The sequence below is a fragment of the Flavobacterium supellecticarium genome, from assembly GCF_004801375.1.
Lineage (GTDB): Bacteria > Bacteroidota > Bacteroidia > Flavobacteriales > Flavobacteriaceae > Flavobacterium > Flavobacterium supellecticarium.
This window is the reverse complement of record NZ_SSNZ01000005.1, coordinates 177,358-203,597: the sequence shown is the minus strand read 5'-3', so window position 1 is coordinate 203,597 and position 26,240 is coordinate 177,358. Positions and strand designations below refer to the sequence as shown.

Below are 26,240 nucleotides of genomic sequence, written 5' to 3'. Positions count from 1 at the left end.
GCCTTTCTTTTGAATCCCCATCATTATTGATGGGGATTTTTTTTGTTATAGGTATGGCGTGTCGCTTTGCTCGATCCGCCGCCTTTCTTTTGAAAACCCTATCCAAACGGATAGGTTTTTTTGTTTTATAGTAATAGCAAAAAGGAGTTGTCTCCGGTTTTTTTATTCTACGAGTTGTAAATTCATGGATTAAATATCTAAATCCTTTAAATCATAGGTTCCGTTATCTTTAAAAACAATTTTATAAAGTCCGGTACCATCATTGATAATTGTAGGAATACATGTAAACGCTTTTAAAAGCGCAATAAAGCCTCCGGTTCCACCATAGGGATACGAATACGGATCATATTCTAGAATTCCAATATTAGGACTAAGTACTCTTAAACTGACAAAATCAACCTCATAATTCTTATAAAGTAAATCCACTAACGAATAAAAATGCCAGCTATTTTCCGTTCTTACTACAGTTGCATGAAGTGGTTTTATATCAGTATCCAAAAACCAAAATTGGGATACTGCATATTCCGGAAAGGCCTCAAGCCAATATTGATCATCTAGCTCAGCGTCATTATCTCTAGACTCTTTGAATTTTTCAAAAACCACTTTTAAATCGTAAAAAGTGGTTTCATCTGGAAAATTAAATTCAAGATAACAGTTTCGTGCTTCCATTTTAAGTTATTTTGACCAAATATAAAACTATATCAGAATTCTTTTAGACGAAGTGCAAAATACTGATCGGAATAGAAAAACAGGAGCATCAATAAACAAAAAGAAATGCCTATTTTTGTTCGTTATTCGTTATAAGCAAATATTTTGGGATTATATAAAAACCTATTCAAGCAAACATTTATCTACGGTGTCGCAACGGTACTGCCACGAATGCTTAGCTTTTTACTGGTTCGCCTTCATACGGACCTAATGCCAAAGAGCGATTATGGGAATGTAACCATTGTTCTTTCCTGGATGGTCTTTTTTAACGTTATCCTTTCGTATGGAATGGAAACGGCTTTTTTCCGTTTTTACAATAAAGAGGAAAACAAAAAAAGCGTTATTGAGACAACTACCATTTCGTTATTCTGGTCGTCGATGTTATTCCTGGCAATGGGATTGTTATTTCGAAGTACGTTGGCCGAATGGGCGGATGTCGAAACCCAGTTTGTAACCTATGCCATCTGGATTCTGGTTTTGGATGCTTTGGTCGTAATACCGTTCTCAAAACTCAGAGCTTTCCAACGCCCTATTAAATATGCGGTGATCAAAATAGCCAACGTTACCATTAACGTAGGACTAAACGTTTTCTTTTTAGTATTCCTTCCTAAAATAGCAAAAGCCGATCCTGACGCATTTATCAGTAGTTTTTATATTCACGATTATCAGGTAGGCTATATTTTTATTGCCAATCTGATTGCGAGTTTAGCGACGTTATTGGTATTCCTGCCGGATTATGCCCGATTAAAATGGCATTTCAATTTCCCGCTATGGAAAAACATGATGGATTATGGATTACCGATATTATTTGCCGGACTGGCATTCGGAGTTAATGAGCACTTCGATAAAATCCTGTTGGGAAAACTATTGCCGCAAAATATTGCCAAAGCAGAAGTAGGAGCCTATTCGGCCTGTTATAAACTCGGCCTTTTTATGGTATTGTTCCGCACGGCGTATACCTTAGGAATTGAACCGTTCTTTTTTAATCATGCCGATAAAAAAGATGCGCCGCAAACTTATGCGGTTGTTACGAAATACTTCGTTATTTTTGGTTCGATGATCTTATTGGGCGTTATCGTTTTTGCCGATATCCTAAAACAGGTTTTGGTTCCAAACAGCAGTTATTGGGAAGCAATGAAAGTGGTACCGCTTATTATCCTGGCAAATTTCTTTTTAGGGATTTACACCAGTTTATCGGTTTGGTACAAATTAATCGACCGAACAAAAGTGGGCGCTTATATTTCCATTGTTGGTGCTGTCGTTACCTTGGTGCTAAATTATGCTTTAATTCCGACCTATAGTTATATGGGATCGGCCATCGCAACACTGGCAGCCTACGGAACCATGATGAGTATTTCCTATTTTATGGGAAATAAATACTATCCGATACCCTATGATAAAAAAAGAATCCTGGGCTATCTGATCGTTTCGTCAGTCCTGGCCGGACTTTCCTTTTATGTTCCGGCACTTCACAATTACTATTTTGGAGTATTGGCGATCCTGGTTTTCGGATATTTTATCTACCGAAACGAAAAAGATACCTTATTACGAATTATGAAGAAAAAAGTTGCCTGATTTTTTCTAATTTTAAAAACAATTGCAAAATATAATACGCAAAGCAAATAAATATACAATGACCATAAAAATAATTAATAAATCACAACACGCATTACCCGAATATGAAACGATAGCCTCAGCCGGAATGGATCTGAGAGCCAATATTACCGATCCGATAACGTTAAATCCGCTGGAAAGAGCGTTAGTAAAAACCGGACTTTTTATCGAATTACCAATCGGATATGAAGCGCAGGTGCGTCCTCGTAGCGGACTGGCTTTTAAAAAAGGAATCACCGTACTAAACAGCCCGGGAACAGTTGATGCCGATTACCGGGGCGAGATAGGTGTTATTTTAGTAAATTTATCCAATGAGCCGTTTGTTATTGAAAACGGAGAACGCGTAGCACAATTGGTAATTGCCAAACACGAAAGAGCCGAATGGGAGTTGGTGGAAACACTATCGGAGACCGTAAGAGGTGAAGGTGGATTTGGAAGCACCGGTGTGAAATAAACGATAAAAAGAAAAAAAACGTTATATATAAATGATACTTGCTTTTAGGAAAGTATCACCCCTAAAAACATATAAAATAAATGAAGATAATTGTCCCTATGGCCGGTCGCGGATCACGACTTAGACCGCATACCTTAACAGTACCAAAACCGTTAATCCCGATTGCCGGTAAGCCTATTGTTCACCGATTGGTAGAAGATATTGCCGGGGTTTTAAATCAGGAAATCGAAGAAATAGCATTCATTATTCATAAAGATTTTGGCGACAAAGTGCCGGGTGAATTAATCGCTATTGCTGAAAAATTAGGTGCAAAAGGAACGATTTATTACCAGAACGAACCGTTGGGAACGGCACATGCGATTCTATGTGCCAAAGAAAGTATGTCGGGGCCAATTGTGGTGGCCTACGCCGATACGCTTTTCAGAGCCGACTTTACTTTAGACACAACTGCCGATAGCGTTATCTGGGTAAAACAGGTAGATGATCCGAGTGCTTTTGGTGTAGTACAATTAAACGATAAAAATGAGATCGTTGATTTTGTGGAAAAACCAAAAGAATTTGTTTCCGATCTGGCAATCATCGGTATTTATTATTTTAAAAGTGGTGAAACCCTACGCAGCGAACTACAATATTTATTGGACAATAATGTTGTAAAAGGTGGCGAATATCAGTTAACGGACGGTTTGGAAAATATGAAACAAAAAGGACTGAAGTTCGTTCCGGGTACGGTTGACGAGTGGATGGACTGTGGGAATAAAAATGTAACTGTGGAAACCAACTCCAGAATGTTGAACTTTTTACATAACGACGGAGAAAACCTGGTTTCGGCGAACATTAAAAACGAAAACTCAACGATCATCCCACCGTGTTTTATTGGGGATGATGTCGAACTGATTAACGCAACAGTTGGACCAAACGTATCGTTGGGCAAAGGAACAATTGTACATAACAGTACTATTAAAAATAGCTTGGTACAAACCAATGCCACGATTAAAAATGCAACATTAGACAATGCGATGATCGGGAATCATGCGTCGTTTGATGGTAATTTTACCAGTATCAGCATCGGAGATTATTCCGTTTTAGAATAAGATGAAAATAAAAAGACAGCTCATAATTTTTACATTGCTTGGGTTTCTGAGTGTTCCGGCATTGGTATCGGCACAACAACAGGAACCGGACGCTATTGCTTTGGAAAACGACGAATTCCAGAATAACTTCTACGAATCGTTAAAACAAAAAGGAATCGAAAATTATGATAAAGCCATTCAGGCGCTTTATAAATGTCTTAAAACCCAACCGGAAAACCCGGTGATTCATCACGAACTCGGGAAAAACTTTCTGGCTCAGAAGAACTATGCCGAAGCCGAAAAATCGTTTCAAAAAGCCATCGATCTGGATCCGAAACAACGTTGGTACTGGAATGGTTTGTATGACGTGTATTACGAAACCAAAGACTTTAACCGTTCGATTCCGGTTGTGGAAAAACTGATCAGTTTCGACAAAAAGTTTCAGGACGATTTGGTGTCTTTATATATGTACACGCAACAATTTGATAAAGCTTTAGCACTGATCAATGAAATGGATGTCACCACGGGATTAACAGCAACACTGGAAATGTATAAGCTACAAATCCTGAGTGATGCCAAATTCCGAAAACCGGAAAAAGAAAACCTGGAACAAGCTATTAAAAATAATCCGACCGAGGAAAGCAATTATATCCAACTGATCTATTTGTATTCCGAAAGCAATCAGGAAGACAAAGCGTTGGAAGTGGCCAAAAAGTTGGAAAAAGCAATACCCTCTTCCGATTGGGCGCAGGTAAGTCTTTTTAAATTTCATCTGAATAACAGAGAACCACAAAAAGCTGCCGATGCCATGTTTCAGGTATTAAAAAGCAAAAAAATCGATTCCAAAATCAAGCATCGGGTACTAAACGAATTCCTGATCTTTTCTAACAACACCAATTCCTTTAAAAAGGAACTGGCACAAGCAGTCGATTACCTCGCGGAAGATCCGAATGTAAACGTATCAAAAGAAATCGGAACCTTTTTTCTGGAAAAAAAGAAATACGCCGATGCGATTGCTTATTTTGAAAAAAGCCTGGAGCTAAAAAAAGATGATATCGGTACGATAGAATTGTTGTTGCAAGCCTACACCGATACCGGACAATATGATGCGATTACTAAAAAAGTAGCGGATTATCTGGATTTATTTCCAACGCATGCAAAGTTGTACTTTTTTGCAGGCATGGCACAAAATCAACTAAAAAATTATAAAAAAGCCCTTGAGTTATTACAAACAGGAATGGATTTTGTTGTAGAAGACAGAGCCCTTGAAATCAACCTGAATATTCAGATGGGGGAAGCCTACCACGGTTTGGGTGATGAAAAGAAAAAAGAAAGCTATTTTATCAAAGCCGATCAATTGTTAAAACAGAAAAAATAATGAAGCGAATAAGTATCGTACTAACCCTGATAGTGTTGGTATCCTGTAAATCCAAACAAAACATTGTGACCGAACAGGGCGCATCCGAAAAAGTGGAAGTTTCGAAGATCATTCAGGGACATTATGCCAATAAACTTGATTTTCAAACAGCCAGTATCAGAAGTACGGTAAGCTATGACGATGGAAAAACAGCCTTGTCAATCAACTGTGATATCCGGATCAAAAAAGACGAAACCATTATGGTAACGGCTCGCGCTTTAGGACTGATCACGGTAGCCAAAGCATTGATCACACCCGAAAGAGTCAGTTTTTACAGCAAAGACGGAAAATATTTTGATGGGGATTACCGTTTATTAAGTAAATGGCTGGGAACCGATCTGGATTTTAACAAAGTACAAAACCTACTGTTGGGAAGAGCAATCGATGATCTGACAAAAGCAAAATACAACGTTTCAATCGAAGGGGAAAAATACAAGCTAAAAACGAAAGAAGGCAACAACATTATCAAAGAATTTTTGTTTGAAGGTGCCAATTTCCTGCTAAAAGACCAGATTGTTTCGCAACAAAACCCGTTGCGTTCGCTGGAAGTAAATTATCCGGCGTATAAATCCTATGATAAGGCAACATTGCCATTGAGCATGAACATTGATGCTTATGAAAAAACAAAGGTAAAAATCGAGGTGAACTATAACAGTATTAGTTTCGACGAAAAACTAAATTTTCCGTATACGATTCCGGAAGGCTACGAAGAAATAATTATTGATTAAATTTGAAAAAAATATAAAAAATGTACAAAACCCGCTTTAGTATATTGTTGTTATTGCTATCCGTAATCTCCTGGTCGCAGACGGAAGACAAACAACGTCAGCTAGAGGAGCGAAAAGCGCAAATCCAGAAAGAAATCCGAGAAGTACAAAAACTCCTTCAAACCGAAAAAAAGAAGGAGAAATCGGTATTGGTACAAATATCACAGCAGAACACCAAAATCAAATTAAGCGAAAAATTAATCAATACCACCCAAAAGCAAACGAGGCTATTAACAGACGATATTTATTTAAAACAACTTGAGATTAATAAACTGGGTCGGGAATTAACGGTTTTAAAAGAGGATTATGCCAAGATGATTGTCAAATCATACAAGAGTCGTTCGGAGCAAAGCCGGATTATGTTTGTCCTTTCTTCCGAAAACTTTTTGCAGGCGTATAAACGGATTCAGTATATGAAGCAATATGCCAGTTTCCGAAAAATGCAAGGCGTGGAAATCAAAAACAAAACCCTGCAACTTCAGAATGCTACTGTTGTTTTGGAGACCAAGAAAAAGGTTAAGGAAAAACTAATTGTTGAAAGTGAAAAGGAAAAACGTGAACTGGAGGAAGATAAAAAAGAGCAGGAAAAATTGATGAAAGTAATCCAGAAAGACCAGAAAAAACTGGCGGGTGACATCAAGAAAAAACAGGAAGAATCCAAAGCGATCGACCGACAGATTCAGCGTTTAATCCGTGAAGCGATTGCCGAAGCCAACCGAAAAGCCAGGGAAGCGGCAGCAGCATTAGCAGCGCGAAATAAAGCAGCAGGTAAAAAAGTAGAAAAAGTTGAAGCAACACCAGCGGCAGCCGAATCGACTACAAAATTCTATCTGACACCCGAAGGGAAAGCCTTAGCCGATAATTTCAGAGCCAATAAAGGTCGTTTGCCATGGCCGGTAGAAAAAGGATTTGTTTCCTTAGGTTTTGGTGATCAACCGCACCCGATTCATAAAAGTCTGATTGTTCACAACAGTGGTGTGGAAATCAGTACCGAACCGGGAACCAATGCCCGAGCCGTTTTTGGTGGAGAAGTACTTCAGGTGCAGGTAATTTCGGCAAACAACAAAGCCGTATTTATTCAGCACGGGGATTATGTAACGGTTTACCTGAACTTAAGTAAAGTGTTTGTTGGAAAAGGAGACAAAGTATCGATCAAACAAAGTATTGGTGAGATCCATACCAACTCATCCGGTAGAGCGGTTCTGAAATTCCTGATCTCGCAAAATACTACAACGCTAAATCCACAGAGTTGGTTGGCTAATATGTAATATAAAATAAACTGATATATCACACCTGACAGGTTTCCAAAACGGGTCAGGTGTAAAAGGTAAAAGTGAAAAATAAAAAATCCCCGATCTCTCAATCGGGGATTTTTTTATTCCTGCATAAACAGGGCTTTTAATTCGGTTGCTTCATGAGGTTTCATTTTACCGGCAAGTACCAGACTTAACTGCTTGCGGCGCAATGCGGCTTCAAAGCGTTTTTTCTCTTCTTCGGTTTGTGGTACTATGGCCGGAACTTCTACAGGTCGTCCGGTTTCATCAACGGCAACAAACGTATAAATGGCTTCATTAGCTTTATTTTTAATACCCGATTCACGATCTTCAATCCATACATCAATAAAAATTTCCATAGATGTCTTAAAAGTTCGGGATACTTTCGCTTCGACTGTAACCACACTTCCCAATGGAATCGCCCGGTTAAAGGCCACGTGATTTACCGAAGCGGTCACACAAACGCGACGGGAATGTCTTCTGGCTGTAATACTGGCTGCACGATCCATACGCGCTAATAATTCACCTCCGAAAAGATTATTTAAAGGATTGGTTTCACCAGGCAACACCAAATCGGTCAAAACGGTGATTGAATCGGATGGAAATCTTTCTTGCATCTTTTTTTATTGCAAAGATAACAATAGAAGCATAAAAAAATCCTGAAAAATTCAGGATTTGATAATTTTAAAGCTCTTTGATAAGCACCCAGGCTTCTTTATTATGGTGTTTGTGAATTTCCCGTAATTTTTCCTGAGCATCAGCATACGACGTAAAACTGCCGTATAAAACGGGATAAAGCCCGAAATTATTTTTTTCCAGACGAACTGGTTCGTAGCCTAAACGTGTCAATTCGTTAAAAATACGTTCGGCATTGGCTTCACTTCGAAAAGCACCGGCCATAATATGGTACGGCTTGACTACTTTTGTTTGGTTGTTTTTTACGTTTAACGTTACCGGAGGTAGTGGACTTTCAATAAAGAATGTAGCTTGCTGAATTTCGTGCTGTACTTTTTCCTGTACATTTTTTTTAACCAGAATGTTTTCTTTTTCGATTTGCTGATTGTAATACGAATTATACGTAGCACCGCCAACTCCTAGCGATAAGGCAAAAACAGCAGCATATTTCAGGAAGGTATAATTTTTCTTTCTTTCCGGTGTAAAGATAATCGGTGCTTTTTCTTCCAGTTCTTCAACCTGTGCTTTTAGGACTTCTCTTTTGATGGAAGGTGATACGACTGAAGTCAGGCCGAAAGAATCCGAAAGGTAATTTACTGAAGTCACCGGTTCGAAAACCCAGTTAAACTCAGTGTTAACGGTTATTGCTCCGATGTTTTTTAACGCTAATGCTTCGCGACGTTGTAGTTTTTCAATCCAGGTACCTACTTCGTGTTGGATAGTACGCACCGCATCTTCATACGGTATGTTTTCCTGCAGTGAAATATGATTGGCCAACAATCCGTCGTTGTTTTTCAAATGCGGATTAAAAGACACCAACTTTTTAGGAGGATAGAACGTGTTCGTACTTCCATTCAGTTGTGCCGATTGGATTTCAGTTAAAAATGCGCCAAACCCAGGAACGGTAACACATTGATAACGATATAACAAAGCCGAGATGTAGTTTTCTATCTTCATAGCTACAAAATTAGATATTCAATAGTGAATCCCAAATTTTATCAACAAATTTTATTAACAATTGAAATATAGTTGTAAACCATTGGTTGTTAGTTGTTTGTTTGAAGTGTCTCCGGAATTAAGGTTAAATACGACCGAATAGAGGTCAGAATTTGCCCGTTTAAAGGGACAATTTGAAAATATGATTCTAAAGGAGTAACTTACTAATTGTTTTATTCGATTATGCGCCATGAAAGATACAGAATTGTTTTACACATTAGCACTTTTAAAAGTAGCGGGAATACGGGATGTAATTGCGAAAAGGCTTATTAATCACTTTGGAATGGCCGAAAAAATATTCCATGCACGGTCGGGAGAATTGTTGGCGGTAGACGGGATTGGTACAATACTTTGTAATAAGCTTCGCGATAGAGCCGTTTTTAGTGCTGCAGAAAGGGAACTCCAATTTATCCGGGAACATAACATTCAGACGGTATTTTTTAAGGACGACAATTATCCGTGTCTCCTGAAATATTGCAATGATGGCCCGGTACTGTTATTCTCAAAAGGAAACATCCGAATGGAACAGTCAAAAAAAATCAGCATTGTAGGAACGCGACAAATAACCAGTCATGGAATTGCCTTTTGTCGTAAGTTAATTGCCGATTTAGCACCGTGGAATCCGGTAATCATCAGTGGATTTGCCTATGGAACCGATATAACGGCTCATAGGGAAGCGATGGATAATAAATTGCAGACAGTTGCCGTATTGGCGCATGGTTTAAACCGAATATATCCGGCGGCTCATGCCCGGTTTCAGTATCCGATTATGGAAAATGGCGGTTTTCTAACGGAGTTCTGGAGTGATGCAAAACCCGAGCGGGAACATTTTATCCGGAGAAATCGCATTATAGCAGGTATATCGGAAGCAACCATCGTGATCGAAAGTGCTGAAAAAGGTGGCGCGTTAATTACGGCCTATATGGCCGATGGTTATAATCGGGATGTTTTTGCCGTTCCGGGAAGGACTACCGATATGTTTAGTGCCGGATGTCATACGCTTTTAAAAACGCAACGGGCGCATATACTAACAGAAGCTGCCGATCTGGTTTATATGCTTAACTGGAATATCGAAAAGGTTACCGAAAAAGCCGTACAGCGACAACTTTTTGTAGAATTGGAACCGGATGAACAACGGATATACGATTTTCTCTCACAAAATGGAAGGGAACTGCTCGACCTGATTGCGCGCAGCTGTGCGCTTCCGGTTCATAAAGTATCGTCGCTATTATTACGTATGGAGCTAAAAGGGGTTATCCGTCCGTTGCCGGGAAAATTATTCGAAATAGTATAAAACAAAACAGAGAGGATTCTTCCTCTCTGTTTTTTATAAATAGCCTAATTTTTCACGAACGCGTTTTAGGACACCGTTGGCAATTGCGCCAGCTTTTTCGGCTCCTTTTTGCAGCAGCGCGTCTACTTCGTCCAGATGATTCATGTAGTAATGGTACTGTTCCCGTTCTTTTTTGAATTTTTCCACGATCAGTTCAAACAGCGCCTGTTTGGCATGGCCGTAACCGTAATTACCACCCAAATAATTGGCTCGCATAGTTTCGGTAGCTTCCGGAGTTGCCAGTAATTTATAGATCGCAAAAGTATTACAGGTATCCGGGTTTTTAGGAGCTTCCAGTGGCGTACTATCCGTTTCGATACTCATAACCTGTTTGCGTAATGCTTTATCATCCAGAAAAATATTGATAAAATTATTTCGGGACTTACTCATTTTATGACCATCCGTACCAGGAATGATCATAATGTGTTCTTCGATTTTCGCTTCCGGTAATACAAACGTATCACCCATTTGGTGGTTAAATCGTGAAGCGACATCGCGTGTGATTTCCAGGTGTTGTAACTGATCTTTTCCAACCGGTACAAATTCAGCATCATACAATAAAATATCAGCGGCCATTAACATCGGATAGGTGAATAATCCCGCATTAACATCGCTCAGGTGATCGGCTTTGTCTTTAAACGAATGGGCCAGTGTTAGTCGCTGGTACGGAAAAAAACAACTCAGATACCAGGATAGTTCTGCTGTTTGTGGTACATCCGACTGGCGGTAAAATGTAATTTTATTGATATCCAAACCGCATGCAAGCCAGGTTGCAGCAACACTATAGGTGTTTTCACGTAATGTTTTCCCGTCTTTTATCTGTGTAGCCGAATGTAAGTCGGCAATAAAAAGAAAAGATTCGTTCTCGGGCTTATTGGCCATTTCAATAGCCGGTAAAATTGCACCGAGTAAATTTCCTAAGTGTGGTGTTCCTGTACTTTGAACACCGGTTAAGATTTTTGCCATTATTAAATAATTTTCTGCAAAGGTAACGGTTTTGGTAAAAAGTTTTGGAGAATTCTTACTTTTGATTACTGTAAACAAAGGGCAAAAAGGTCCTGATAATCAAAAACAATTAAAAAGACGAATGAAAATACTAAAAATCCTTTTTTGGACCCTTTGGCGAATCTGGTTCTATGTGTTGGTAACGGTGCCGATTATTTTATTATTCCCTTTTTTATTTCTTTCGATACTATCGGAAAAAACGTATCCGCAGTTTTTTATTCTGGCCCGGATCTGGGCTAAAATTATATTCTACGGAATGGGATTCCGCTATACGTTGGAAAAGGAAGCGGAACTGGAAAAAGGAAAGAGCTATATGTTGGTTGCCAATCATACGTCAATGATCGATATCATGCTAATGTTGATGTTGGTTAAAGATAACCCCTTTGTTTTTGTAGGGAAAAAAGAGCTGGTTAAAATTCCGATTTTCGGATTTTTCTATAAGCGTACCTGTATTTTAGTGGATAGAAGTAGTTCCAAAAGCCGTTTTGAAGTCTTTAAAAGAGCGCAAAAACGTTTGGAGCAGGGATTAAGTATCTGTATTTTTCCGGAAGGCGGCGTACCGGATAACGAAAATGTGGTGTTGGACGAATTTAAAGATGGTGCTTTCCGACTGGCGATCGAACATCAGATTCCGATTGTTCCGATGACATTTGGTGACGTAAAAGAACGCTTTTCCTTTACATTTTTTAGCGGAAGTCCGGGATGTATGCGAATCAAAATACACCAACCGGTCGTAACGGCAGGAAAAACAATGGAGGATAGGAAAGAGATTAAAGAAAAAGTAAGAGAAACAATACTGAGCGAATTACTCGAAATGTATAAAAACAAAAAAGCACTCTAACCCAAAAGAGTGCTTTTTCAACTTAACTAAAATTCAAGCTAACTAACTAAAAGCTTAAAATCTATAACTGACACCGGTGTACAAACCAAACAGATACGGTTTGAAATTTCCGGCATCATTACTGAACATGTTCAGTTGATATTTAAAGGTAGGCTCAAAATTGGCTTCGAATGCTTTAGCGAAGCGGTATTTAACACCTACACCGATATTGCTGCTTACGTGTACATTATTCAGATTGTTGGCTTCTCCTATAGTTGTGTTCAACTCCGGCGATACCAGGTCAATCTTGTTTTGATTCAGGAATAGAGTACTGAAACCTCCGATTAAAGCGACTCCAAATTTCTTGTCGATTAATTTATAGGATAATTCCATTGGAACTTCGATATAACCCATTCGCTGTGTTAAGGAACCGGAATTCATTTTTTCGATAACTTCTCCGTTTGGCCCTGTGGCTAAATTGTTATAATCTTTATTCTGAATCTGAATATTGTTTTTGGTTTGGTTTACATTTTGTAAAGAACGCGCATTGGAACTTTCGTAATACACAATATTATCGGTGTTGTATTCGAAAGCAAGTCGGTTGATGCCGGTTCTTAAGGTAAGCTTGTCATTTAATTCATAACGTAACCCTAAGCCGTAGCTCATCGTATTTTCATAATCTTTCGAATTAGATGCAAACTGATTATCAATTGGCGATCCTTTCGAAGTAGAACTAAAGAAAATAGGCGTGGTTAAAGCGGTAACCGACCAGCGTGAAACTTTAGCTTCTTTGTCCTTTATTTTTTTCTTTTCGGCAACCAGGAATTTTTCTTTCTGAACTTTTTCCAGGGTATTTTCCTGTTCTTCGATCGTAGCGATTTCGGAACTATCTTTTTTAGGCATTACGATATAATTGGCAATCGTATTGTTTTTCTTAAAATTAAATTGTTTAAAACGCCCGTTGTTTTTAGAACTGCCTTCATTGGTATTTCGTTCTGCAAACAGCTTATCGGCTGATACTGCATTGGATTTTTTACGACCATTAGCAGCGGCGATATGGGTATGGCGTTGTTTTTTATACTGTTTCGGAACGTGATTCTGGTGTTCTTTTTGGGCGGTCGTTTCCGCTTCCGAATTAAAGCCGGAAGCGTTACGATTACCTTTGAGAGTGTTTTCATTTGTCACGACAGCATTCACCGGTTCGGGCACAATGCCGTTTTTATCGTTAATACTACCGTTTTTATCCTTATGGATAGTATTCGTATTGTCTTGTCCGTTACCCGAATTTACCATTGGAGCAGGAGTAAGAGTGCCTGTTCCGGGACCGGAAATAAAATAGGTGGCGGTTAAAAAGCCCAATAGAAAAACAGCGGCTATACCCGAAAGTTTCAGCCAGAAAGGAGCGATAAACCTGCGTTTTTTCTTTTCGCCATCCAATTCGGATAAAATGTTATTCCATGCGTTTTTTGGAGGAATGGCTTCAAAATCTTTGAATTTTTCCTGAAAAAGACGATCTATATTTTTTCTTTCACTCATTGTATAGAGGGGACTACTTTTCGGTTGTGTTGTTGCAATTCAATTTTTTCTTTTAAAATCATTCGGGCACGTGCCAGATTTGATTTTGAGGTTCCTATGGTGATGTTCAGCATTTCTGCAATCTCCTTGTGGGAATAATCGTCCATTACATAGAGGTTAAAAACCAACCGGTAACGATCCGGTAATTCCTGAATAATGGAAATCAGATAATCCAAAGAGACATCCTCATCATCAAAATCGACCGTTGGATTCTGATCAATAATATTATCATTCACTAACTCATAAACACCCTGATTGCGGTATTTTTGAAGAATATTATTAATCATCAATCGTTTGGCCCAGCCTTCAAAAGAACCTTTAAACTGATACTGATCAATTTTTTTGAACAGTAAAATAAAACCATCTTGTAAATTGTCTTCTGCTTCGGCATAATTACGGGAATATTTCATACAGACGGCATAAAGCTTTTGGGACAGGAGCTTGTAAAGCTGTTCCTGGGCTTTGCGGTCGTTATTTCTACACTCGTATATTAATTGCTCGAGACTCAAACGAATTACATTTTATTCTTGTACATCAATCTCCCGGACTAAAAACTGATCTATGCCCTGGGAATTTTTTCCTTGCCAAAATCGTAGCACATGAACCCCTGAAGTTTTAATGAACAATGGATAGCTCACTTCAAAAGAATTCTCGTTCACGGTTTCACAATTACTCAGGTGTTGTCTTAGGGCGTCAACTGCCATTGTAATGGTATTGCCGTTTTTTTCATAATAAATGCCATTAAATGAATAGCAGTTAGTAGGTCGTTTATATTTTAGATAAATTACCGTTTGTTGGCCTGCTTTAAAAGTGCCTGGTAATTCGACATCCTGAACGGGTAACAATTCGAAAGAAATGTCTTTCAATTCAGAATCCGAAGTGCATGCACTAAGGAAAATAACAGAAAAAAGCAGAGCCAATATCTTTTTCATTTGTATTTTACTTTTGTTGCTTTATAGGTAGATATACGAAAATAAAAAAGGTTGCGTCATAAAATAAAAAAACCCGAAATTTTTTTTCGGGTTTTTTATTTAGGCTTCCTGTTGTTTGATTAAATCTTTGATTTTAAGCTCTAATTCATCCATCAGTTCCGGATTATCTTTAATAATGGATTTTACCGCGTCGCGTCCCTGACCTAATTTGGTATCGCCATAGCTAAACCAGGAGCCGCTTTTTTTAATGATTTCGAAATCAACGGCCAAATCTAAAATTTCACCTACTTTCGAAACACCTTCACCATACATAATGTCGAATTCGGCAGTACGGAATGGAGGTGCTACTTTATTTTTAACGACTTTCACTTTTGTACGGTTACCGATAACGTGTTCACCATCTTTAATCTGTGATGATTTACGGATGTCCAAACGAACCGATGCGTAGAATTTAAGGGCGTTACCACCGGTAGTGGTTTCCGGATTTCCGAACATAACTCCGATTTTTTCACGCAACTGGTTAATAAAGAAAACGGTACAGTTTGTTTTGCTGATCGTAGCGGTTAGTTTTCGCAATGCCTGTGACATTAAGCGTGCGTGTAATCCCATTTTGGAATCACCCATTTCGCCTTCGATCTCACTTTTAGGTGTTAAAGCCGCCACCGAGTCAATAACAACAATATCGATCGCTCCGGAACGGATCAGGTTTTCGGCAATTTCCAAAGCCTGCTCCCCGTTATCCGGTTGTGAAATGATCAGGTTGTCGATATCGATACCCAGTTTTTGCGCATAAAAACGGTCGAAAGCGTGTTCCGCATCGATAAAAGCAGCGATACCTCCGGCTTTTTGCGCTTCGGCAATAGCGTGAAGGGTTAAGGTTGTTTTACCCGACGATTCCGGTCCGTAAATTTCAATTATTCTACCACGCGGATATCCGTTTACACCCAAAGCAAGGTCAACTCCAAGAGAACCGGAAGGAATGGCCTCCACTTCTTCTACAGCGCTGTCTCCAAGTTTCATTACGGTACCTTTTCCGTAGGTTTTATCTAGTTTGTCCAGCGTTAATTGTAACGCTTTTAACTTCGCTTCTTTATCTGCACTCATCTTTCTTTGTCTTAAAAATTGGCTTTTATTTTCTGTAAAAATAGTGCTTTTTTTTAAGTTTCAAACAGGATGTTATCAACATCGGAAAAACTATTCCGGAATAGCATGTTTAAAGTATATAATAAGGGTAACCTTGCTGAAATCGAATGGGATAGAAAATAAATAGGGCTTTTTGTTTCCAAAATGATTTTTGTATCTTTGCCGCGGATTCTTCCAATTAGAGTCCCAAACATAATATCTCACTTAAACGTTTATAGCATGCAACTGTATAACACTTTAAGCGCAGAAGAAAGAGCTCAGCTTATCGACGAAGCGGGACAGCAAAGACTTACTTTGTCTTTCTATGCGTATGCACACATCGAAGATCCGAAAAAATTCAGAGACGATTTATTTTTAGCCTGGAACCCATTAGGTGTTTTAGGACGTATTTATGTAGCAACCGAAGGGATTAATGCCCAGTTGTCGGTTCCTGCCGATCATTTTTATGAATTCAAAGATACTATCGAAGCCTACGATTTTATGAAAGGTATTCGTTTGAATGTAGCGGTTGAACATGATGATCACTCGTTTTTAAAATTAACGATCAAGGTTCGTCACAAAATCGTTGCTGATGGTTTGGACGACAGTACTTTCGATGTGACGAATAAAGGGATACATTTGAAAGCAGCTGAGTTTAATGCGATGCTGGAAGATCCGAACACCATTGTGGTAGATTTTAGAAATCACTACGAAAGTGAAATCGGACATTTTGTTGGAGCCATTACGCCGGACGTAGATACGTTTCGGGAATCCTTACCAATTATAGAAGAACAACTTTCCGAACATAAAGAAGATAAAAACCTTTTGATGTACTGTACCGGTGGTATCCGTTGTGAAAAAGCGAGTGCTTTTTTCAGACACAAAGGATTTAAAAACGTATACCAGCTGGAAGGTGGAATTATTGAATATACACGCCAGGTAAAAGCGGAAGGTCTGGAAAGTAAATTTATCGGTAAAAATTTCGTATTTGACCATCGTTTAGGCGAACGTATTACGGATGATATTATCTCGCAGTGTCATCAGTGCGGAAAACCATGCGACAATCATACCAATTGTGCGAACGAAGGTTGTCACCTGTTATTTATTCAGTGTGACGACTGTAAAGCGGCTATGGAAAACTGTTGTTCGTCCGAATGTCAGGAAATTACACATATGACGCTGGCAGAACAGGTACAGTTACGCCGCGGTATCAAAAACGGAAATATGATTTTCAAAAAAGGAAAATCGGACGCTCTGAAATTTAAAAAATCGGAAACTTCTGCCGAACAACCATTGGCTGTTGCCGTTGCGGAAAAACCAAAATCAATCCGTCAGCGTATCGCGGTAAAAAAAGTGTTGATCGGAAAAGGCGAACACTACTACCCGAAAGCACAGGTGGGGCAATTTACAATCGAAAACGGAGAATTGAACCTTGGAGATACTATCCTTATTGTGGGTCCAACCACCGGGGAGCAAAAACTCACCGTAGCAAAAATGCAGGTTAACGGAGCTGCTTCGGAAAAAGCGGTTAAAGGAGATAAAGTGACTTTTGCCTTGCCATTCCGCATTCGTTTGTCGGATAAATTGTTTAAAATCAACGAATAAATAGCGATGACAATCTCTGGAAAAATTGAACTCATGGCTCCCGCTGGGAACTTTGAGTCGCTTCAGGCTGCGTTGGATAATGGCGCTGATTCGGTGTATTTTGGAGTCGAACAATTAAACATGCGCGCCCGGTCTACGGTGAATTTTACAATCGATGACCTGCCGGAAATCGCCCGACGTTGCGAAGCCAAAAACGTCAGAACCTATCTGACACTTAATACTATTATATACGATCACGATTTGTCGGTTGTGAAAACATTGCTGACAAAAGCCAAAGAGGCGAATATAACGGCAGTGATTGCCTCCGATCAGGCGGTAATTGCCTCGGCCCGAACTTTGGGAATCGAAGTGCATATTTCCACACAGTTGAATGTGACCAATATCGAAACGGTAAAATTTTACAGCCTTTTTGCCGATACCATGGTATTGTCCCGCGAATTGAGTTTACGCCAGGTTAAAAAAATCACCGAACAAATTGAAAAAGAACAAATCAAAGGGCCATCCGGAAATTTGGTTGAAATTGAAATATTCGGTCATGGAGCGTTATGTATGGCGGTATCGGGAAAATGCTATCTGAGTCTGCATTCGCATAACTCCTCGGCCAATCGCGGTGCGTGTAAACAAAACTGCCGGAAAAAATACACGGTTATCGATCAGGAATCCGGATTTGAGATCGAAATCGATAACGAATACATGATGTCGCCTAAAGATTTATGTACGATCGATTTCCTGGATCAGGTCATCGATTCCGGAATCCAGGTGTTAAAAATTGAAGGGCGTGGTCGCGCACCGGAATATGTGGCAACGGTGATCAAAACATATCGGGAAGCGATAGACGCCTATTACGACAAAACCTATTCCAAAGAAAAAGTTGCCGAATGGATGGAAGCATTGAATACGGTTTACAACCGCGGTTTCTGGTCGGGTTACTATTTGGGTCAGAAATTGGGAGAATGGAGTGATAATCCGGGATCGAACGCGACACAGAAAAAAGTATATGTTGGGAAAGGCATGCATTTTTATCAAAAATCCGGTATTGGTGAATTTAAAATTGAAGCCTACGATATTAAAAAAGGGGATACGATATTGATTACCGGACCAAGCACAGGAGCACAAGAAATGATCATCGAAGAAATGTTTGTCAATGATACGGCAACCGATAAAGCTACCCGTGGTGATAGTTGTACCATTAAAGTACCGTTCCGTATCCGTTTGTCCGATAAACTATATAAAATTGTAGAAGCCTGATGGTAATCGTAACCTTACAACGAAACAAGTGTATCGGTTGTAATTACTGTGTCGAAATGGCACCGGGTCAGTTTCAGATGTCGAAAAAAGATGGGAAAACGGTGTTGTTAAAAGCCGTCGACACCAAAGGATTTCACACCTTAAAATCACCCGATCATACCATAGCCGAAAATTGTGAACTGGCCGCGAAAGCCTGTCCGGTAAATATCATCACGGTAAAAGAAATCTAAAGACCGAATTGCTTTATAAAAAGCCTGTTGCGTTATAAAAAATGTAACAGGCTTTTAAATTTTTCATAATTTGGAGGCCGTCACCGGGAACGGTATATGAATGATGCTAAAAAATAGTATCTTTACACACAAAAACAATTTACGAACAAGTAGTGACACGGTCACGATCTATATATATTCAAAGCATATGGCATGTACAAACTGTTCCACTGGGAGCGCCAAAGACGGAACTCCTAGGGGATGTAAAAATAATGGAACCTGTGGTACCGACAGTTGTAATAAACTAACGGTTTTCGACTGGTTATCCAACATGAGCCTGCCCGGAGGCCAGGAACCGTTCAACTGTGTTGAGGTTCGTTTTAAAAACGGGAGAAAAGAATTTTTCAGAAATGCGGAAAAACTAACCCTGAGTATTGGTGATATTGTCGCTACCGAAGCTTCACCGGGACACGATGTGGGAATTGTAACCCTTACGGGAGAACTGGTGAAAATCCAGATGAAGAAAAAAAATGTGAATCCCGAGGGCGAAGTAGCCAAGATTTATCGCAAAGCAACACAAAAGGATATTGATATCTGGATTGAAGCCCGCGATAAGGAAGAGCCGATGAAAGTACGCGCCCGTGAGATTGCGATCAAATTAAACCTGGAAATGAAAATTTCCGATATCGAATTTCAGGGAGACGCTTCCAAAGCAACCTTTTATTATACGGCAAATGACAGAGTCGATTTCCGACAACTGATTAAAGATTTCGCAAAAGAATTTAACACCCGTATCGAAATGAAACAGGTGGGATTCCGTCAGGAAGCAGCCCGATTGGGAGGCGTAGGTTCTTGTGGACGCGAATTGTGTTGTTCGACCTGGCTAACCGATTTCAGAAGTGTTAATACTGCAGCCGCCCGTTACCAGCAATTGTCATTAAACCCGCAAAAACTGGCCGGACAATGCGGAAAACTAAAATGCTGTTTAAACTACGAATTGGATACATATCTGGATGCTTTAAAAGATTTTCCGGAAACGGAAACCAAATTATATACCGAGAAAGGTGACGCGGTTTGTCAGAAACTGGACATCTTTAAAGGTTTAATGTGGTTTGCGTATACGAATGATTTTGCACACTGGCATGTATTAAAAGTAGAACAGGTAAAAGAAATCATCGCGATCAACAAACAGAAAAAGAAAGTTGCTGCGATCGAAGATTTTGCTATTGAAATCACCGAAGAAGCGGCAGAAAATAACTTCCAGAATGTAGTTGGACAAGATAGTTTAACACGTTTTGATCAACCTAAGAAAAAGAAACGACCTAATAAAAAACGTAAACCAAACAATACTTCAAATAATTCTTCAAAAGAAAAAAATGCTCCGAAAAAATAATTTTTTAGTTGTAGGATTACTATCGGTATTATTCTTGTCGTGCGATAAGAATAGAGTTTTTGATGAATATCAGGAAATAGACGGATCCTGGCATAAAGGCCAGAAAGTGACGTTCGCTTTCGACCAGAACGATACGATAACCAACTATAATATGTTTGTAAACATAAGAAATAACAATAGTTATCCGTTTAATAACTTATTCCTGATTGTATCGCTATTACAGCCGGATGGTGTGACCAAAGTAGATACATTGGAATATCAGATGGCCAAAGAAGACGGAACGCTTCTGGGTGATGGTTTTTCCGATATTAAGGAAAGCAAGTTATGGTATAAGGAAAACACCCGTTTTCCAAAAGTGGGTAAATATACCGTAAACATTCAGCAGGCGGTTCGCGAAACCGGGAAAGTATCCGGTATGGAACAATTACAAGGTATTTCGGAAGTTGGATTTAGAATTGAAAAAGCAGAATAACTCAATAAAATGGCACAAAACAATAAAAATCAGAAAGAAGATTTTTCACCTTACGTAAAGAAATTCTGGAAATTTTTTCTTTACACATTTGGAGGAATCATATTATTCTTCCTTTTTGCTTCATGGGGATTATTCGGAGCGATGCCGTCGTTCGACGAGCTGGAAAATCCGAATTCCAATGTGGCTACCGAAATCATTTCATCAGACGGTGAAACGATCGGTAAATTTTATCTGGAAAACAGAACCCCTATTAAATATGCCGATTTACCGGATCATCTGGTAAAAGCATTGATCGCGACCGAAGACGAACGTTTTTACGAACATTCCGGTATCGATTCCAGAGGAACACTTCGTGCGGTTTTAAGTTTTGGAGGCAGCGGTGGAGCGAGTACGCTTACCCAACAGCTGGCCAAATTGTTATTCCACGGAGAAGGGTCAAAATTCCTTCCGTTAAGGATTGTTCAAAAAGCAAAAGAATGGATTATTGCCACCAAACTGGAGCGTCAGTATACGAAACAGGAAATCATTGCAATGTACCTGAACAAAGCCGATTTCGTAAACACAGCAGTGGGAATCCGTTCGGCAGCGAAAGTATATTTTGGAAAAGAACCGAAAGATTTAACGGTTGATGAAGCGGCAATGTTTGTAGGAATGTTAAAAAATCCATGGTACTTTAATCCAATCAGAAGAATGGAAAAAGTAAAAGAGCGTAGAAACGTAGTGTTGCGCCAGATGGAGAAAAATGATTTCCTGACCAAAGAGAAAAAAGAATACTACCAGAATCAGCCGATAGTGTTGAAGTTTACACCAGAAAGTCATGTGGAAGGAAAGGCAACATATTTCAGAGAATACCTGCGTGGATTCATGAAAAAATGGGTAAAAGAGAATCCGAAAAAAGAGGGTGGCGGCGAATATGACATCTATCGTGACGGATTAAAAATTTATACCACTATTGATTCCCGTATGCAACAATATGCAGAGGAAGCGGTAGATGAGCATTTGGCAAACTTACAGGAAGAATTCTTTATTCAGCAACAGAAAAATGAAAACGCACCATTTATCAATATTACATCCGACGAAACCCGAAAAATCATCGAAAGATCGATGAAAAATTCCGAACGTTGGCGTATTATGTCTGAAAAAGGGATTTCAGAAGACCAGATCAAAAAATCATTCGATGTCAAAGCCAAAATGTCAATTTTCACTTGGAAAGGGGAAAAAGATACAATCATGACACCAAGAGATTCTATCATTTATTACAAGCATTTCTTGCAAACAGGTGTAATGGCCATGGAGCCACATACCGGATATGTGAAAGTTTGGGTAGGAGGAATCAACTACAAACATTTCCAGTACGATCACGTCGCTCAGGGAGCGCGTCAGGTGGGATCGACATTCAAACCGTTTGTGTATGCAGCAGCTATCGAACAATTAAAAATGTCGCCATGTGATTCCATTTACGATTCACCATTCACCATGCCAAAAGGGCGTTATGGAATTGATGCCGACTGGACGCCTAAAAACTCCAGTGGAAATTATAGAGGACTGGTAACCTTAAAATCGGCACTGGCCAACTCAATCAATACCGTTTCGGCAAAATTGATGGACAAAGTAGGGCCACATGCGGTAGTAGACCTGACCAAAAAATTAGGAGTAAGCTCCAATATCCCGGAACGACCGGCGATTGCATTAGGAGCGGTTGAAATCACGGTAAGTGACATGGTAGCGGCCTATAGTACATTTGCCAACCAGGGTGTTTATATGAAACCACAGGTAATTACTAAAATTGAAGATAAAAACGGAGTGGTATTATACGAATCGGTACCGGAATCAAAAGACGTATTGAGTAAAGACGTATCCTATGCCATTATCAAATTGCTGGAGGGAGTAACCGAATCCGGATCGGGAGCGCGTTTGCGTTATGGATCGGGTGGGCCAACTTATAAAAGGGTAACCGGATTACCGTATGCGTTCTTAAACCCGATTGCCGGTAAAACAGGAACCAGTCAGAACAATAGTGACGGATGGTTTATTGGAATGGTACCGAACCTCGCCATGGGTGTCTGGGTTGGAAACGAAGACCGATCGGCGCACTTTAAGAATACGCAAATGGGTCAGGGAGCTACGATGGCACTTCCAATCTGGGGATTATTTATGAAAAAATGTTATGCCGACGATAAATTGAATGTTTCGCAGAAACCATTCGAACGACCGGCGAATCTTTCAATTAAAGTAGATTGTTGGGCACCGAAAAAAGTTGTCGACAGTCTCGCCGTGGAAGAGCCAACTACAGAAGAATTTGATTTCTAAATACAAAACGCCTTTTTAAAAAGGCGTTTTTTTTATATTTTTAACCAAAATTAAACAACCACAATATGATTAATAAAAAAGTAAGTAGCGTGCAGGAAGCGTTACACGATATAAAAGACGGACAGACCATTATGTTGGGCGGTTTCGGACTTTGCGGAATCCCGGAAAACAGTATTGCCGAGTTGGTGAAAATGGATGTAAAAGATTTGACATGTATTTCCAACAATGCCGGAGTAGACGATTTCGGATTGGGATTATTATTGCAAAAACGTCAGATAAAAAAAATGATATCTTCGTATGTAGGTGAAAATGCCGAATTCGAGCGTCAGATGTTGAGTGGCGAATTGGAAGTGGAATTAACCCCACAGGGAACCTTAGCCGAAAAATGTCGTGCAGCACAAGCGGGAATTCCGGCCTTTTTTACACCGGCAGGTTACGGAACCGAAGTAGCTGAAGGAAAAGAAGTACGCGAATTTAATGGAAAAATGCACGTGATGGAAGAGGCGTATAAAGCCGATTTTGCGATCGTTAAAGCCTGGAAAGGAGACGAAGCCGGAAACCTTATCTTTAAAGGAACGGCGCGAAACTTTAACTCGTGTATGGCGGGTGCTGCGAAAATCACAATTGCTGAGGTGGAAGAATTAGTACCGGCCGGGACATTGGACCCGAACCAGATTCATATTCCGGGAATTTTTGTAAAACGAATTTTCCAAGGAGAAAAATATGAAAAGAGAATCGAACAACGCACAGTAAGACAAAGACAGTAATCATGGCATTAGATAAAATAGGAATTGCAAAAAGAATTGCACAGGAGTTAAAAGACGGTTATTTTGTAAACCTTGGAATTGGAATCCCAACCTTGGTAGCGAACTATATTCCACAGGGAATTAGCGTAGAATTCCAGAGTGAAAACGGAGTTTTGGGCATGGGGCCATTTCCGTTTGAAGGTGAAGAAGATGCCGATGTGATCAACGCAGGAAAACAAACGATTACCACTTTAGCGGGGGCTTCTTTTTTTGATTCGGCTACAAGTTTCGGAATGATCCGCGGACAACACGTAGATTTGACGATTCTGGGCGCGATGGAAGTATCGGAAAACGGAAATATTGCCAACTGGAAAATTCCCGGGAAAATGGTAAAAGGAATGGGTGGCGCTATGGATTTAGTGGCATCGGCCGAAAATATCATTGTGGCAATGATGCACGTAAACAAAGCCGGAGAATCTAAAATCTTAAAAGAATGTACGCTACCGTTAACCGGAGTAAAATGCGTGAAAAAAGTAGTAACTGAGTTGGCCGTAATGGAAATCACACCAAACGGATTCAAATTACTGGAAAGAGCACCGGGTGTTACAGTAGAAGAAATTATCAAGGCTACGGAAGCGAATCTTATTATTGACGGGGATATTCCGGAAATGAAAATCGACTAATACGAAGCCGTAATTTATAAAAAAGCCTGTTCGAACTCGAACAGGCTTTTTATTTTGCTACTGATAAGCACACCTGACAGGTTTTAAAAACCTGTCAGGTGTAGTTCCGTTTAGTTCCCTTTCGGGATAGCGGCAATCAGTTTTTTGGTATATTCTTTTTGCGGATTGGCGTAAAGCGCGTCGGCATCGCCAATTTCTTCGATTTTTCCTTTATTCATCACCAACACCTGATCCGACATATATTTAACGACGGCCAGATCGTGTGAAATAAAAATATAGGTAAAGCCAAAATTTTCTTTTAATTCATTTAGCAGATTCAGAACCTGCGCCTGAACGGAAATATCGAGTGCCGAAACCGATTCGTCACAAACAATAATTTTAGGTTGTAAAGCAATGGTACGCGCAATTCCGATCCGTTGCCGTTGACCACCGGAAAATTCATGTGGATAACGGTTAAAATAGTCTTCTCCTAAACCAACTCTTTCCAGTAATTCGATTGTTTTTTGTTTGCGTTCGGCATCGTTTTTATATAGGCCGTGTACTTTCATAGGTTCCATTATCGCCTTTCCAACCGGAATCCGGGGATTTAACGAAGAATACGGATCCTGAAAAATAATCTGAATTTCTTTTCGGAGCGTACGGATTTCGGTAGCCGAAAGCTTTGTAATATCTTTCCCTTTATAGAAAATATGACCGGCTGTGGCTTTGTCCAACTGTAAAATAGCATTTCCCAACGTAGATTTTCCGCAACCGCTTTCGCCGACAAGACCTAAGGTTTCGCCTTCATAAATTTTAAAACTAACATTGTCGACCGCTTTAAAGGTTGTTTTTTTACCAAACAAACCGGCTGTCGAAAAATATTCTTTTTCTACGTTCTGCACTTCCAAAATCGGCGTTTGGGCATACATTTTTTTATGATTTTCGGCTCGGTCTTCAGCGGTAATAACAGCGGTGTCGATGGTGTCGTTTAAAAAATCCTGAATCGTAGGCAATCGTTTGGCGCGGTATTCCAATGAAGGACGCGACGCGATTAAAGCTTTGGTATAATTGTGTTGTGGGTTTTTAAAAATCTGCTGTGCTTCGCCTTGTTCTACAATCTCGCCTTTATACATCACCAATACGCGATTGGCAATATCGGAAACCAGCGACAAATCGTGAGAGATAAAAATAATACTCATCCGGGTTTGTTGCTGCAGTTCTTTTAAAAGCTGGATGATTTCTTTTTGAACCGTTACATCCAGTGCGGTAGTAGGCTCGTCGGCAATTAAAATTTTCGGTTTACAGGCAATCGCCATAGCGATCATCACACGCTGTTTTTGTCCGCCTGAAATCTGGTGCGGGTATTTGTTATAAATAATCTCGGGATTGGGTAATTTCACCTTTTCAAATAGTGAAAGTACTTCCTGTCGGATTTCTTTTTGGGATAAATGGGTATGTTGTGCCAGGATTTCGGCCACTTGCGGACCACATTTCAGCGATGGATTTAACGAACTCATAGGCTCCTGAAAAATCATGGCAATATCGTTCCCTTTTAATTTTTGCCATTCTTTTTCGGATAAAGCAGCGATATTTTTACCGTCCAGTATAATTTCACCTTCGCTAACCTTCGCAATCGCTTTGGGTAAAAGTCCCATAATGGCCAGTGAGGTCACCGATTTTCCGGATCCGGATTCGCCAACAATGCCCAGAATTTCATTTTCATACAGGTCAAACCGGCTGTTTTTGACAATAGGTGTCCAGTTTCCTTCTTTGCGGAACGAAACCGTTACATTTTGTAGTTGTAAAAGAGGCGCTTTCATTAGTGCAAATTTA

Annotated in this window: 25 protein-coding genes; 16 read left to right on the top strand and 9 right to left on the bottom strand. The window is 39.7% G+C overall.

Features of this window, described 5'->3' with window-relative positions; all coding sequences use genetic code 11:
* Window positions 1–189 precede the first annotated feature (189 nt).
* On the bottom strand, window positions 190–669 hold the full coding sequence (locus E6C50_RS12590; RefSeq protein WP_136403575.1) for a hypothetical protein: 480 nt from the start codon (window positions 667–669) through the stop codon (window positions 190–192).
* A gap of 144 nt (window positions 670–813) precedes the next feature.
* Between E6C50_RS12590 and E6C50_RS12585 the strand changes: the two genes are divergently transcribed.
* The 6 genes from E6C50_RS12585 to E6C50_RS12560 all read left to right on the top strand — a co-directional run bounded on the left by E6C50_RS12585 (window position 814) and on the right by E6C50_RS12560 (window position 7,298).
* On the top strand, window positions 814–2,283 hold the full coding sequence (locus tag E6C50_RS12585; RefSeq protein WP_136403574.1) for a lipopolysaccharide biosynthesis protein: 1,470 nt from the start codon (window positions 814–816) through the stop codon (window positions 2,281–2,283).
* A gap of 58 nt (window positions 2,284–2,341) precedes the next feature.
* The gene (dut, locus tag E6C50_RS12580) at window positions 2,342–2,776 is read left to right on the top strand and encodes a dUTP diphosphatase (RefSeq protein WP_136403573.1); all 435 of its coding nucleotides are present in this window, start codon (window positions 2,342–2,344) and stop codon (window positions 2,774–2,776) included.
* Between the two features lie 80 nt (window positions 2,777–2,856).
* The gene (locus E6C50_RS12575) at window positions 2,857–3,867 is read left to right on the top strand and encodes a sugar phosphate nucleotidyltransferase (protein ID WP_136403572.1); all 1,011 of its coding nucleotides are present in this window, start codon (window positions 2,857–2,859) and stop codon (window positions 3,865–3,867) included.
* A 1-nt stretch (window position 3,868) separates the two neighbouring features.
* Entirely contained in the window at window positions 3,869–5,224 is a 1,356-nt protein-coding gene (locus E6C50_RS12570) for a tetratricopeptide repeat protein (RefSeq protein ID WP_136403571.1), read from the top strand.
* Window positions 5,224–5,991, top strand: coding sequence for a DUF4292 domain-containing protein (locus E6C50_RS12565; protein WP_136403570.1), 768 nt, complete (start codon window positions 5,224–5,226; stop codon window positions 5,989–5,991). The genes E6C50_RS12570 and E6C50_RS12565 overlap by 1 nt, the downstream gene beginning before the upstream one ends.
* Window positions 5,992–6,011: 20 nt before the next feature.
* The gene (locus tag E6C50_RS12560) at window positions 6,012–7,298 is read left to right on the top strand and encodes a murein hydrolase activator EnvC family protein (RefSeq protein WP_136403569.1); all 1,287 of its coding nucleotides are present in this window, start codon (window positions 6,012–6,014) and stop codon (window positions 7,296–7,298) included.
* Between the two features lie 107 nt (window positions 7,299–7,405).
* On the opposite strand, the gene E6C50_RS12555 is transcribed toward E6C50_RS12560, so the two are convergent.
* Together E6C50_RS12555 and E6C50_RS12550 are read right to left on the bottom strand one after the other, a co-directional pair.
* Window positions 7,406–7,921, bottom strand: a complete 516-nt coding sequence (locus E6C50_RS12555) for an acyl-CoA thioesterase (RefSeq protein WP_136403568.1) — start codon at window positions 7,919–7,921, stop codon at window positions 7,406–7,408.
* 67 nt (window positions 7,922–7,988) lie between these two features.
* Complete coding sequence (locus E6C50_RS12550; RefSeq protein WP_136403567.1) at window positions 7,989–8,936, bottom strand: HU domain-containing protein; 948 nt, start codon at window positions 8,934–8,936, stop codon at window positions 7,989–7,991.
* Between the two features lie 229 nt (window positions 8,937–9,165).
* On the opposite strand from E6C50_RS12550, the gene dprA reads away from it, so the two are divergent.
* Window positions 9,166–10,269, top strand: coding sequence for a DNA-processing protein DprA (gene dprA, locus E6C50_RS12545; RefSeq protein WP_136403566.1), 1,104 nt, complete (start codon window positions 9,166–9,168; stop codon window positions 10,267–10,269).
* A gap of 33 nt (window positions 10,270–10,302) precedes the next feature.
* Here the strand turns inward: dprA and trpS are convergent, their stop codons facing one another.
* Window positions 10,303–11,274 carry a tryptophan--tRNA ligase gene (gene trpS / locus E6C50_RS12540; protein ID WP_136403565.1) on the bottom strand — a complete coding sequence of 324 codons (972 nt, stop codon included), beginning with the start codon at window positions 11,272–11,274 and terminating at the stop codon, window positions 10,303–10,305.
* A 121-nt stretch (window positions 11,275–11,395) separates the two neighbouring features.
* On the opposite strand from trpS, the gene E6C50_RS12535 reads away from it, so the two are divergent.
* Complete coding sequence (locus E6C50_RS12535; protein ID WP_136403564.1) at window positions 11,396–12,154, top strand: lysophospholipid acyltransferase family protein; 759 nt, start codon at window positions 11,396–11,398, stop codon at window positions 12,152–12,154.
* A gap of 54 nt (window positions 12,155–12,208) precedes the next feature.
* Here the strand turns inward: E6C50_RS12535 and E6C50_RS12530 are convergent, their stop codons facing one another.
* From E6C50_RS12530 to recA, 4 genes are all read right to left on the bottom strand, one after another.
* Window positions 12,209–13,669, bottom strand: a complete 1,461-nt coding sequence (locus tag E6C50_RS12530) for an outer membrane beta-barrel protein (protein ID WP_136403563.1) — start codon at window positions 13,667–13,669, stop codon at window positions 12,209–12,211.
* Window positions 13,666–14,217: an RNA polymerase sigma factor gene (locus E6C50_RS12525; RefSeq protein ID WP_136403562.1), complete on the bottom strand. Its 552-nt coding sequence runs from the start codon at window positions 14,215–14,217 to the stop codon at window positions 13,666–13,668. The genes E6C50_RS12530 and E6C50_RS12525 overlap by 4 nt, the downstream gene beginning before the upstream one ends.
* Window positions 14,218–14,229: 12 nt before the next feature.
* Entirely contained in the window at window positions 14,230–14,640 is a 411-nt protein-coding gene (locus E6C50_RS12520) for a hypothetical protein (RefSeq protein WP_136403561.1), read from the bottom strand.
* 99 nt (window positions 14,641–14,739) lie between these two features.
* Entirely contained in the window at window positions 14,740–15,744 is a 1,005-nt protein-coding gene (gene recA / locus E6C50_RS12515) for a recombinase RecA (RefSeq protein WP_136403560.1), read from the bottom strand.
* A 258-nt stretch (window positions 15,745–16,002) separates the two neighbouring features.
* Between recA and trhO the strand changes: the two genes are divergently transcribed.
* From trhO to E6C50_RS12475, 8 genes are all read left to right on the top strand, one after another.
* Window positions 16,003–17,367: an oxygen-dependent tRNA uridine(34) hydroxylase TrhO gene (gene trhO / locus E6C50_RS12510; RefSeq protein ID WP_136403559.1), complete on the top strand. Its 1,365-nt coding sequence runs from the start codon at window positions 16,003–16,005 to the stop codon at window positions 17,365–17,367.
* Window positions 17,368–17,373: 6 nt separating this feature from the next.
* On the top strand, window positions 17,374–18,615 hold the full coding sequence (locus E6C50_RS12505; RefSeq protein WP_136403558.1) for a peptidase U32 family protein: 1,242 nt from the start codon (window positions 17,374–17,376) through the stop codon (window positions 18,613–18,615).
* The gene (locus E6C50_RS12500; protein WP_136403557.1) at window positions 18,615–18,845 is read left to right on the top strand and encodes a ferredoxin; all 231 of its coding nucleotides are present in this window, start codon (window positions 18,615–18,617) and stop codon (window positions 18,843–18,845) included. The genes E6C50_RS12505 and E6C50_RS12500 overlap by 1 nt, the downstream gene beginning before the upstream one ends.
* Window positions 18,846–19,032: 187 nt before the next feature.
* Entirely contained in the window at window positions 19,033–20,217 is a 1,185-nt protein-coding gene (locus tag E6C50_RS12495; protein WP_136403556.1) for a PSP1 domain-containing protein, read from the top strand.
* Window positions 20,201–20,689 (top strand): gliding motility lipoprotein GldH, encoded by a 489-nt coding sequence (locus tag E6C50_RS12490; protein ID WP_136403555.1) that lies wholly within the window; start codon window positions 20,201–20,203, stop codon window positions 20,687–20,689. Before E6C50_RS12495 ends, E6C50_RS12490 begins: the two co-directional genes overlap by 17 nt.
* A gap of 9 nt (window positions 20,690–20,698) precedes the next feature.
* Complete coding sequence (locus E6C50_RS12485) at window positions 20,699–22,999, top strand: penicillin-binding protein 1A (protein ID WP_136403554.1); 2,301 nt, start codon at window positions 20,699–20,701, stop codon at window positions 22,997–22,999.
* 65 nt (window positions 23,000–23,064) lie between these two features.
* Window positions 23,065–23,766, top strand: coding sequence for a CoA transferase subunit A (locus E6C50_RS12480; protein WP_136403553.1), 702 nt, complete (start codon window positions 23,065–23,067; stop codon window positions 23,764–23,766).
* Between the two features lie 2 nt (window positions 23,767–23,768).
* Window positions 23,769–24,428, top strand: coding sequence for a CoA transferase subunit B (locus E6C50_RS12475; protein ID WP_136403552.1), 660 nt, complete (start codon window positions 23,769–23,771; stop codon window positions 24,426–24,428).
* A gap of 110 nt (window positions 24,429–24,538) precedes the next feature.
* Here the strand turns inward: E6C50_RS12475 and E6C50_RS12470 are convergent, their stop codons facing one another.
* Window positions 24,539–26,227, bottom strand: a complete 1,689-nt coding sequence (locus E6C50_RS12470; RefSeq protein WP_136403551.1) for an ABC transporter ATP-binding protein — start codon at window positions 26,225–26,227, stop codon at window positions 24,539–24,541.
* Window positions 26,228–26,240: the final 13 nt, after the last annotated feature.